The following is a 10,473-nucleotide window of genomic DNA, read 5'->3' on the forward strand; positions in this document are numbered from 1 at the left end:
TGTAGAGACGGCGATTTATCGCGTCTTTGTGTAATAAATTAGATTTTTCAAACAGCCTCTGAGTTGAAAGCGTTTAAAATTACTGGTGCTGAAACTATACCCTTTGCCTCTAACGCAGCCGCAACCCGTAAAATTAAGGCTTCATTATATGGTGCTGCGATTAATTGCACACCTAAAGGTAAGGCATTTGGGCGCTGAATTGGTACTGATAAAACGGGTAAACCAATAAAAGATAATGGTTGAGTAAACAACCCTAAATGAGGACGGACAAGAATTTCTTCGCCATCTAAAATCATGGTTTGTTGACCAATTAATGGTGCAGAAATTGGTGTAGTTGAGGCAAGAATGATATCGACATTTTGAAAAACTTCCCGAACGCGATCGCGATACCATCTTCTAAACCGTTGTGCTTTAAGATACCAAATACTAGGAATTAATGCCCCAGCCAAAAAGCGATCCCGTGTTGCTGGATCAAAATCTTCAGGACACAATCGCAACTTATCCAAATGCAGATTTGCACCCTCGCTAGCTGTAATCACAAAGGCTGCTGCACGGGCGCGGTCTGCTTCTGGTATGATTACGTATTCAGTAACTTCTATTGCATCAGCTACTTTTTGCACTGCTGCTAAAGCTGCCGGTTCTGCACCTTTGGTAAAATAATCAGCTGCAATGGCAATTCTAATATCGGAAATATCTTGTTTGAGCTGTGGTAAACATAATTCAGGGGGACGCTTTGTACAAATGGGATCGCGATCGTCTTCTCCCTGAAGCACATCAAACACCATCGCGATATCCTGCACCGAACGCGCAAAAGGGCCAATGTGGTCAAAACTGCTAGAAAATAAAGCTACTCCAGCACGAGATAACCTTCCATAAGTTGGCTTGAAACCAAAAACGCCACACAACGCCGCCGGAACGCGAATTGAACCATTAGTATCAGAACCCAATGTCAGCGGTACTAACCCAGCCGCAACCGCCGCCGCCGAACCACCCGATGAACCACCAGCAACTCGCTGTAAATCATGGGGGTTGTGAGTAGCACCGTAATGGGAGTTTTCTGTTACAAACCCATAAGCGTACTCATCCATATTTAAAGCACCAAGCAGAACAGCACCCGCTTGCTTCAACTTCGCTACTGCGGTTGCATCTTGAGTAGCTGCTGGGTTTACTGCATTGATTTTCGATCCCGCCAGAGTCGTAAAACCAGCGATATCGAAAAGATTTTTTACCGCAAAAGGCACACCAGCAAGCACTCCAGGATCATTACCTTGGGCAATTTCCCTGTCAATCAGTGCTGCATCTGTTAAAGCTGTCTCAGCAGTTATAGTTGTAAAACAGTTGAATAGATGATTTCGCGTTGTTATTCGTGCTAACGCAGCTTTCGTAACCTCTACTGCGCTAACTTTACCTTCGCGTACAGCAGTTGATATTGTTATGGCATCGGCTGAATCAAAGTTCATGCTGAAATATTAAGAGATAGCGCGTTTAGCTTTTTGAGTAATAGCAGTCAGCAATAGTTTTTGCTTCACTAAAACATCAACATAGCTATTCTTGAAGCAATTATGGTTCAAAAACTGGTGCAACTTCAATTTCCTCTGGTAAAGGGAAAGAATTCACCAGATTAGCGATCGCCATAATTCTCTCAAAATTTGCCACCACACCATCTCGATACTCATCTGTTAACTGCAAATCCAACAAAAACCCCATTTGATCGACATATTCACCCACATCAAATTCTTTTCTTCTCATCTCTCTTCCTTTGCAGTAGCCTGTGGTAAGCCGAAGCGTCTACGTTATCAATTTCTTGCGACAACTGAAATGCGATAGTGCTGGAATTGTACTTTTTGTTTGTGGCTTGCCAAAAGCAAATAAATGAGCTTTCTCCATACTAGCTATTTTGGCAAACTTCGAACACACCAGTTGTTGAACGATAAAGCCCATTCGAATCGAGACTTATCCAAACTTCGCTACTCACCCCCGGAACCTGCCTTCTGCTGACGGAGACGCTACGCGAACAGTACTGGACTTATAATCACTGCTGCTGTCACCCGATTTGGCTGCGTTAGAAAATCTCACTTTTCTCGAACACTTTAATTAAGTATTTTTTGAAAGATGAAAAATCCCTCTAAAGTCAGAGATATATTCTGTGCTGTGGTAGAGGATTTTTTGATTCCACTTCAGTATCTTATTAGATAAACAAATTTTCCTACTATTTACCCAAACTTAGTCCCTTTAGCTGACAGATAAATCATTCTTAGATATTGGCAGCAGATAGATAGTTTATAAATAACAATAAAAAATATGGTTGACAAAAACAAAGCTGAGAGTAAGAAAAACAATTTAAATCGGGATAAAAAAGTGTCTGAAACTAATATTGATTTATTATCTAACGAACCAAAACAGTTAACTAAAACAATTAATATAGATGGTCAGCGTCCAGTTGATCCAAGTAACATTGAGATTAAGGAAACAATAGATATAGATGGTCAGCGCCCAATTGCAAAAGATGAAAATCATAGCGATCAAACAATAGATATAGATGGTCAACGCCCGATCGATAAGAGTAATTTTCAAGAACATGAGATGCTAGCTGTAGACGGTAAGCGTCCAATTGACCCTAGTGATTTAGAGGTTGAAGAAATTCTTGACATAGATGGTCAACGTCCGATTGCCAAGAGTAATTTTCAAGTTCAGGATACCCTAGAGATAGATGGTAGCCGCCCAATAGTTTCAAATAACACTGTTGATTCGCAATTACCAACAGATTATGTAGACTAAAATCACAACGTTTCTTGATACTGTAAAGTCGTGAAGATAAAACAAAGGGACTCAGTAATCTACGTTGTTAGCATACAGCAACGCTAGGGTGAAATCTGAGTCTTGAATTACAAATGTTATGGCGATCGCCATGACTATTTATTATTTATGCTTGCTGTAGTTATTTTTGGTCTGACTATAACAAGAAATGTAAGCAAAGTAAAAACTAACATTTGCCAAGTCACCAAATTCCAGCCACCAAGATGCCAGCATAATAGACCAATGCTAGTACCTACAGCACCACCAATAAAATAGGTAGTCATATAAACTGTGTTGATGCGACTATTCGATTGGGCATCAAGAGTGTATATCCTTGCCACATTGGTGACTTGAATTGCTTGTACACCGACATCGAGAAACAATACAGCAACAGCGATCGCTAACGCTGAACTAGAAGCAATTTTAGCAATTACTAAACTTACAATCACTAGAGATACATAAATAGTCAAGGAACGTTGGGAATTACCTCGATCGGCTAATTTACCAAAAATTGGTGCCATTAATGCACCTGCGATCGCTACAAAGCCATACATCCCAATCGTGTCAGATTGAAAATTAAAAGGTGCTCCACTTAAATGGAAAGTCAAGGTTGTCCAAAATGAGCAAAAGACACCAAACATTAATCCCCCAATTAAAGATGCTTCTCTCAATAAGGAAAAACGTTTTAATTGTTGAAGTGTTGATTTTAGTAAATCAAAATAACCACCACTATATTCATTATTTACATTAGGCAAGTAAATCTTGAGCAAGACAGTAACAATTAAAATCATTACTCCTGAAAATCCATATACATAACGCCAACTAAAGGATTCAGCGATATATCCACTAAAAACCCTTGCTCCTAAAATGCCAATCAATATACCAGTAAAAATACTGCCTACAGTTTGACCTGTAGTCACTCTATCTATACTTGCTGCTAAGGGAAGAATAACCTGAGCGGAGACTGTGGTAATTCCAATTGCTACGCTCAATATCCAAACCTGGACGATATTTTGTGAAAACGTCATGGCTATCAACAAACAAAACAAACATAGAAGTAAGGAAAGAATTAATGTTTTTTTGTTGATTTTATCGCCCAAGGGAATTAAAAAGAAAAGCCCAAAACCATAACCAATTTGTGAAAGCACAGATATGCTACCCGCTTCACCTTCACCAACTTGAAAAGAAGATGCAATTTCTTTGAGGATTGGCTGATTATAATAAACGTTAGCAACACATACACCAGATGCGATCGCCATAATCAGTACTTGAAATTTAGTTAATCCGTTACCTGAGATTTGTTTTTCCATTCAACCTAAGTTACTATAATTTGACTCCTGAATTCTGACTTCTGACTTCTTCTTCAATAGTTATTAGTTTTCCTGGTGCTAAACCGCCAAGTTAGGATTATTGCAGCGATCGCTAAACCAATAGCCAATCCCCACCAAAGACCAATAGCCCCAGACCCCAACGAGATCCCAAAAGTATAACCAGTGAATAAACCAACACACCAATAAGCAAAAATGCCAATCAGCATCGGGATTCGAGTGTCTTTGAGTCCGCGTAATGCTCCTGCGGCAGTAACTTGCACACCGTCAACTATTTGAAAAATTGCCGCGACTGCTAGCAATTTCACGGCGAGGGCAACCACATCTGCATTGTTCTGATTATTGATGTCAATATAAAGAGAAATAATTGACTTCGGCACTAACCAAAATGCAATGCCTACTACACTCATAGATAAAGCTGCAATGGCAATGCCTACATATCCAGCTAGACGAGTGCCAACTAGGTCATTCTGTCCGGCTAATTGTCCAACACGAACTGTTGTCGCTAGAGAAATGCCTAGTGCCATCTGGAATGACATCGAAATTGTTTGTAAAGCAATTTGATGGGCAGCAAGGGCATTTGTTCCCAATTGTCCGATCAAGAAAGTGACAACAGTGAACAGTCCGGCTTCGACCGTAATTAGACCCCCAATGGGCAATCCAACCTGAAAAATCTCGCCAATGATCCGGCGATGCTCTAAAGGAAAAGCTTCGTGAGACGAAGGTCGAAAAATACTGTAAACTGCAAAGCGAGGCTGATTATGTATATAAACTGCTAAAGCAACAAACATACTCCAAAGTGAAAGCGTACTTGCCCAACCGATACCAGCTAAACCCATCGCCGGGAATCCCAGTTTGCCAAACATCAGCACATAGTTAGCTGTGATGTTGAACAGAGTACCCAAAACCACAGTCACTATAACTAATTGCGGTTGCAACAGAGCAGAAAGAAAGCTTTTAAGTACTGCAAAGCCTAAAGCAGGAATAAAACCCAGTGCGATCGCTCTTAAATAAATCTCTGCTAGTGCTACCGTGTTAGCATCCTGTCCTAGTAAAAGTAGTAAAGCGCCTCCATTGTAAAGTAACAATGTAATTGGTATTCCTAGCACCAGAGATATCCCTAGTCCAAGCCGGACAATTGTGCCAATTTTTTCTCTATTTCCGGCTCCGTATGCCTGGGCAGCTAATGGACTGACAGCAGAAACGATACCAGTAAAAATAAACAGACAAAAACTAAAGATAACAGCTCCCAAACCTCCAGATGCAATGGTTTGACTTCCCAACCAACCCATCATTACCGTATCCACAAAACCAGTTGCAGATTGAGCCAGTTGTGCTGCTGCCAAAGGTATGGCTAACATGAGACATTTTTTAACTTCAGAAAACATATACAGCCGATAACCCGATGTGAAGAACAAAGGGTTTTTCCAAAATCTAAACCCATGTTCAGGAGATATTGCTCCTGGGAACTTGAATCTATCTTAATGGAGTCAGAGGATTCCCGTCACAGTCGTTAGTGCAGCGTTCCGCAGAAAAGACTTAGCAGGAGATGAATTGCAACCAGATAATAACTAACACGACATTTATCAAATGTTTGGTTGATTCTTTTCGTGGGATAAAGTTTTAGAGTGTTTCTTGTGGCCGATGATTTATCCCCCGAAGTAGCCCTCAAGCAGATTATCCAGATTGCGATCGCCAGCGTTGAGTGTCACAAATAATTTCAATATTTTGGCAATCATCTTGAAGCACGTTAAAGTGAACAGTTGGAGTTAAGAATGGATTTATATGCGCTTACCAATTGCAATTAGTGCTGTTTTAGTCGCATCTTTAGGTTTTAGTGCACCTGTAATATCTCAACCTCCTCCTATACAGGTAGCCAAAACACCTGCGCCTAGTAGTTTAGCCTTGGAACAATTTAAGATTAATTACCGATTATGGAGACGGCAAAAAATCTCTAACTATCGCTATGAATTCACTAGAAGTTGTAATTGTTTACCGAAAGCCACAGAACCAGTGATTATTAAAGTACGTAATCGAGTTACAAGTTCTATTACTTATAAAGCAACTCAAAAGCCAGCTGAGTCCGAATTATTTCAACAATATAATACAATTCCTAAACTCTTTAATATCATCAGGGATGCGCTGATTCGTAAAGCAGCAAACTTGACTGTAGAATACGATCCAAAACTTGGTTATCCAACTAAAATTAACATTGATTATAATAGCCAGATCGCTGATGATGAAATATTTTTTACAATTAGCAATCTGCAAAAAACTAATTAACTATGGCTAGCTAGAGCATTTTTTGCTACAGCAGTGCTTAATTGATTCAGCATATCTTACTGGCTCTAGCGATCGCACACATATACAACCAATACTCACAGCAGATTGCATCAAGCAACCCACCTTGATCGCATTCTCAGGCACAGCCTGGGAACGAGGCAGGGTAAGACTTTTAGTTTAATAAGCTGACTCTTCACATAATGGTCAATGTGTAAAGTGCGTAAGTGCTAGCTTAGATCCTCTCTAAGTAAATCTTTACATTTAATATATAGCAGTTCTCGTTGACGCGACGTGCCCCTACAACTTGCAATATAACGTTGTACTGCATCTGAATGGGAACTGCTATATGTACCTTCAATTACATTTACGTTAGTCAACCTTGTGAATTTTGAACTATATAATTTCTCCACTTAAGTATTAAATAAAATGATTACCAATAGTTTAGGAAAAGCAAAGACGTGAATCGTTTCAAAAAGCTATCCTCAATTGTGTTCCTGTTATTAGCCTTCATTTATCCACCTACTTTGGTTGAAGCCAAAGAGAATACTCGCAATGATGTTCTCAATCAACAGAGTATTGACGCACAAACAAAATTAGCTGGAGAGCAAAGTGAAGAGTTTTTGTTAGCTCACAGACGGAATCGACGACGTTATCATAGACGGCAACGAACTGGAAGATATTATTATCAACGCCAGCGGAATCGACAACATTATTATAGACGACGCTATCGCTCTATACGTTATCATGGACAACGATATCGTCATGGAGAATGGGAACTTGTGCGCGATCGTCATGGACGATTAATGTATGATTGGCAGCGTTAATAGGAAACTTTACACCCAATTTTCCTAGAGAATCTTAATGCGTAAATCCTAATGCAAAACCCAAATACTTTACCCAGTTTTGAATCATCTTACGAGTTGGCAGAATATCTGTGATGTTAATAAGCTCATGGTCAATGTTGTTCTATTCAGATGCGATAAATAGCCGTCTCTACAAAAGACTAATTATTGTGGTGCAGGGGATCAGGGGAAAAGTTGCAGTAAGTTTTTCCCCTCAAGCTTGTGATAAACGCCAGTAGGGTGCGTTATGTCCACGCCGAAATAACAAATGAGTTCGCCGAAATAACAAATGAGTTCGCCGAAATAACAAATGAGTTCGCCGAAATAGCAAATGCGAACGCCGAAATAGCAAATGAGTTCGCCGAAATAGCAAATGAGTTCGCCGAAATAGCAAATGAATACGCCGAAATAACAAATGAGTTCGCCGAAATAGCAAATGAGTTCGCCGAAATAGCAAATGAGTTCGCCGAAATAGCAAATGAATACGCCGAAATAGCAAATGAATACGCCAAAATAGCAAATGAGTTCGCCGAAATAACAAATGAGTTCGCCGAAATAGCAAATGAGTTCGCCGAAATAGCAAATGAGTTCGCCGAAATAACAAATGCGAAAGGCATCGCCATAATTGCAACAATGCCAAAAATTGATCGCAAGTATCATGACAGAGATAGCTAGAAACCAAATTTAGATATGTGCGATCGCCACATCTCAAGTCGCGATGTCTACGACGGGCTACGCCTACGCCTAAATCCACAATATCCCAAACAGCGAACTGACAGACCGCCAAAAAATCATGGTCTAGCATTTTTCCCTAATCAGTTAAGATAATCTTCATCAATCTTCTTTCCTTTTACCCTTCTCCTTGGAATTATGACGCAGGATGAGTTATTGGTACTGATAGATCGCGCGGTGGCTGAGGATTGGCAAGAGTTAGACTTGTCGGGGCAAGAGTTGACTGAGTTACCTGTAGAAATTGGTAAGTTGAAGCAGCTTGAGTCTTTGATTTTGGGAAAGAAGGTTGAAGATTATGAAGAAGTAGGAAACCCCTTTCTCGAAAAGGTTTCAGGCAACAATTTAAAAACGCTTCCACTCGAACTATTGAATTTGCCTAATTTGCGTAAGTTGGATATTAGTGGCAATCCTTTAGAGAGCATTCTCGATGTGGTAACGCAAATACTACATTTAGAGGAACTTATCTTAATTCGAGTAGAGCTAACTGAAATACCTGATGCGATCGCTAATTTAACCAATCTGACGCAGCTTATCCTCAGTGACAACGAAATAACCCAGATTCCAGAGGCGATCGCTAATTTAACCAATCTGACGCAGCTTATCCTCTATAGAAACCAAATCACCCAGATTCCAGAGGCGATCGCTAATTTAACCAATCTGAGGGAGCTTCACCTCAGTAACAACAAAATAACCCAGATTCCAGAGGCGATCGCTAATTTAACCAATCTGACGCAGCTTATCCTCTATAGAAACCAAATCACCCAGATTCCAGAGGCGATCGCTAATTTAACCAATCTGACGCAGCTTATCCTCTATAGAAACCAAATCACCCAGATTCCAGAGGCGATCGCTAATTTAACTAATCTGACGGAGCTTGACCTCAGTGGCAACAAAATAACCCAGATTCCAGAGGCAATCGCTAATTTAACCAATCTGACGCAGCTTTACCTTGGTGAAAGTCAAATCAGGGAAATACCAGAAGCAGTTACAAACTTAGCCAATCTATCTGTGCTTTACCTTTCTAACAACCAAATCACTGAAATACCTAATGTGATTGCTAATTTAACCAATCTCACTGAGCTTAAACTTTGGAATAACCAAATCACAGAAATACCTGATGCGATTGCTAATTTAACCAATCTCACTGAGCTTGATCTTTTTGATAATCAAATCATAGAAATACCTGATGCGATCGCTAATTTAACCAATCTCACTGAGCTTGATCTCAGTGACAACCAAATAACCCAGATTCCAGAGGCGATCGCTAATTTAACCAATCTGACTACCCTTAACCTCAGTGACAACCAAATAACCCAGATTCCAGAGGCGATCGCTAATTTAACCAATCTGACTACCCTTAACCTCAGTGACAACCAAATAACCCAGATTCCAGAGGCGATCGCTAATTTAACCAATCTGACTGCCCTTAACCTCAGTGGCAACCAAATTACCCAGATTTCAGAGGCAATCGCTAATTTAACCAATCTGACTACCCTTAACCTCAATGGCAACCAAATTACCCAGATTCCAGAGGCGATCGCTAAATTAACCAATCTGACGCAGCTTTATCTGCGTTCCAACCAAATAACTCAGATTCCAGAGGCGATTGAAAGTTTGCCGAAATTGAAAAAACTAGATTTACGGAGAAATCCGCTTCCTATTTCACCAGAGATTTTAGGATCTTCTGATGATGTTGGTTCAGTTGAAGACATTTTTAATTACTTGCAATTACTCCGTAGCGGTGAAGTGCGTCCACTCAACGAAGCCAAACTCTTGCTCATCGGACAAGGTAGCGTTGAACTAAACGATTCCCTCACGAGAACCGCTCGTCTTCAAAACCGGACGTGAGACTTTCACCTCATCCGGCTCCTCAATGAATTGACGCTTGTCGTGCGTACCTCCAACTGAACCATCTTCAGTTGTTTTTGTATCGTGGCAGTGTTTATGTAAAATCTGGAGATTTTTGTATTCGTCTTTTCCCTTTTTACTTAGAGGGATTTTATGGTCAATCTCCAGTACATCTGACTCTCGAAAATACAATCCGCAGTGAGTACATTTCCCTTTTTGCTTTTTAAGGAGTATAGACATCCTTGTATTTGCTTCCGGGTTTGTACCCATTCTTGAACTCCAGTAAATTAGGTTGCCATCATAGGGACTGACATCGCCTTTAACTTTCACATGACGAACGATCTTTGTTTCCGTATGTGAATGTAATTGCATTGGGTTTTCACCCTCTTGCTTGGTTGCGAATACCCAATTATCTCCGCCAACTGTTTGCCAATATTTCTTTGACATCCATTTCCATGATTTATTGGGATGGCGGCGTTTTGCCCAGGCTTTTAGCTTTGGATACATTAAGTTATCTATTGTGGAAAAGACCTTTTTACTTACCACTGTTGAGTAGTAGTTTGACCATCCTCTTATTACCGGATTTAATCGGCTGATTAACGCTCTATGTGGCGTTGCATTATGGTCGTTGATGATACGTGCTA

At 40.3% G+C, this 10,473-nt stretch carries 12 protein-coding genes; 7 read left to right on the top strand and 5 right to left on the bottom strand.

Annotation, left to right across the window (positions count from 1 at the left end; translation table 11 throughout):
* Nucleotides 1-47: 47 nt before the first annotated feature.
* Together HWQ43_RS04980 and HWQ43_RS04985 are read right to left on the bottom strand one after the other, a co-directional pair.
* A complete protein-coding gene (locus HWQ43_RS04980; protein WP_292730886.1) occupies nt 48-1,460 on the bottom strand; it encodes an AtzE family amidohydrolase in 1,413 nt (470 codons plus the stop codon).
* Nucleotides 1,461-1,560: 100 nt separating this feature from the next.
* The gene (locus HWQ43_RS04985; protein ID WP_292730888.1) at nt 1,561-1,749 is read right to left on the bottom strand and encodes a DUF4089 domain-containing protein; all 189 of its coding nucleotides are present in this window, start codon (nt 1,747-1,749) and stop codon (nt 1,561-1,563) included.
* A 609-nt stretch (nt 1,750-2,358) separates the two neighbouring features.
* Here HWQ43_RS04985 and HWQ43_RS04990 point away from each other — a divergent pair.
* Nucleotides 2,359-2,778 (top strand): hypothetical protein, encoded by a 420-nt coding sequence (locus tag HWQ43_RS04990; protein WP_292730889.1) that lies wholly within the window; start codon nt 2,359-2,361, stop codon nt 2,776-2,778.
* Nucleotides 2,779-2,912: 134 nt separating this feature from the next.
* On the opposite strand, the gene HWQ43_RS04995 is transcribed toward HWQ43_RS04990, so the two are convergent.
* Together HWQ43_RS04995 and HWQ43_RS05000 are read right to left on the bottom strand one after the other, a co-directional pair.
* Complete coding sequence (locus tag HWQ43_RS04995; RefSeq protein WP_292730890.1) at nt 2,913-4,106, bottom strand: MFS transporter; 1,194 nt, start codon at nt 4,104-4,106, stop codon at nt 2,913-2,915.
* Nucleotides 4,107-4,159: 53 nt separating this feature from the next.
* Nucleotides 4,160-5,485 (bottom strand): MATE family efflux transporter, encoded by a 1,326-nt coding sequence (locus tag HWQ43_RS05000; protein WP_292730891.1) that lies wholly within the window; start codon nt 5,483-5,485, stop codon nt 4,160-4,162.
* A gap of 424 nt (nt 5,486-5,909) precedes the next feature.
* On the opposite strand from HWQ43_RS05000, the gene HWQ43_RS05005 reads away from it, so the two are divergent.
* From HWQ43_RS05005 to HWQ43_RS05030, 6 genes are all read left to right on the top strand, one after another.
* On the top strand, nt 5,910-6,407 hold the full coding sequence (locus HWQ43_RS05005; protein ID WP_292730892.1) for a DUF6174 domain-containing protein: 498 nt from the start codon (nt 5,910-5,912) through the stop codon (nt 6,405-6,407).
* 22 nt (nt 6,408-6,429) lie between these two features.
* A complete protein-coding gene (locus tag HWQ43_RS05010) occupies nt 6,430-6,588 on the top strand; it encodes a hypothetical protein (protein WP_292730893.1) in 159 nt (52 codons plus the stop codon).
* A 277-nt stretch (nt 6,589-6,865) separates the two neighbouring features.
* Complete coding sequence (locus HWQ43_RS05015; protein WP_292730894.1) at nt 6,866-7,231, top strand: hypothetical protein; 366 nt, start codon at nt 6,866-6,868, stop codon at nt 7,229-7,231.
* Between the two features lie 240 nt (nt 7,232-7,471).
* Nucleotides 7,472-7,924 (top strand): hypothetical protein, encoded by a 453-nt coding sequence (locus HWQ43_RS05020; protein ID WP_292730895.1) that lies wholly within the window; start codon nt 7,472-7,474, stop codon nt 7,922-7,924.
* A gap of 15 nt (nt 7,925-7,939) precedes the next feature.
* On the top strand, nt 7,940-8,077 hold the full coding sequence (locus HWQ43_RS05025; protein ID WP_292730896.1) for a hypothetical protein: 138 nt from the start codon (nt 7,940-7,942) through the stop codon (nt 8,075-8,077).
* 42 nt (nt 8,078-8,119) lie between these two features.
* Entirely contained in the window at nt 8,120-9,829 is a 1,710-nt protein-coding gene (locus HWQ43_RS05030) for a leucine-rich repeat domain-containing protein (protein WP_292730897.1), read from the top strand.
* Here HWQ43_RS05030 and HWQ43_RS05035 read toward each other — a convergent pair.
* On the bottom strand, nt 9,782-10,473 hold a 692-nt coding region (locus tag HWQ43_RS05035; RefSeq protein ID WP_292730898.1), incomplete at its 5' end, for a group II intron maturase-specific domain-containing protein. The two genes, HWQ43_RS05030 and HWQ43_RS05035, sit on opposite strands and share 48 nt — an antisense overlap.

It is taken from the genome of Nostoc sp. JL31, from assembly GCF_017114965.1.
Taxonomy (GTDB): domain Bacteria; phylum Cyanobacteriota; class Cyanobacteriia; order Cyanobacteriales; family Nostocaceae; genus Nostoc; species Nostoc punctiforme_A.

Bases quoted from the DNA above. Each gene is read 5' to 3' on its own strand.
- HWQ43_RS04980 (WP_292730886.1), bottom strand. From the start codon at position 1,460: ATGAACTTTGATTCAGCCGATGCCATAACAATATCAACTGCTGTACGC.
- HWQ43_RS04985 (WP_292730888.1), bottom strand. From the start codon at position 1,749: ATGAGAAGAAAAGAATTTGATGTGGGTGAATATGTCGATCAAATGGGG.
- HWQ43_RS05030 (WP_292730897.1), top strand. From the start codon at position 8,120: ATGACGCAGGATGAGTTATTGGTACTGATAGATCGCGCGGTGGCTGAG.
- HWQ43_RS04995 (WP_292730890.1), bottom strand. From the start codon at position 4,106: ATGGAAAAACAAATCTCAGGTAACGGATTAACTAAATTTCAAGTACTG.
- HWQ43_RS05025 (WP_292730896.1), top strand. From the start codon at position 7,940: ATGTGCGATCGCCACATCTCAAGTCGCGATGTCTACGACGGGCTACGC.
- HWQ43_RS05000 (WP_292730891.1), bottom strand. From the start codon at position 5,485: ATGTTAGCCATACCTTTGGCAGCAGCACAACTGGCTCAATCTGCAACT.
- HWQ43_RS05005 (WP_292730892.1), top strand. From the start codon at position 5,910: ATGCGCTTACCAATTGCAATTAGTGCTGTTTTAGTCGCATCTTTAGGT.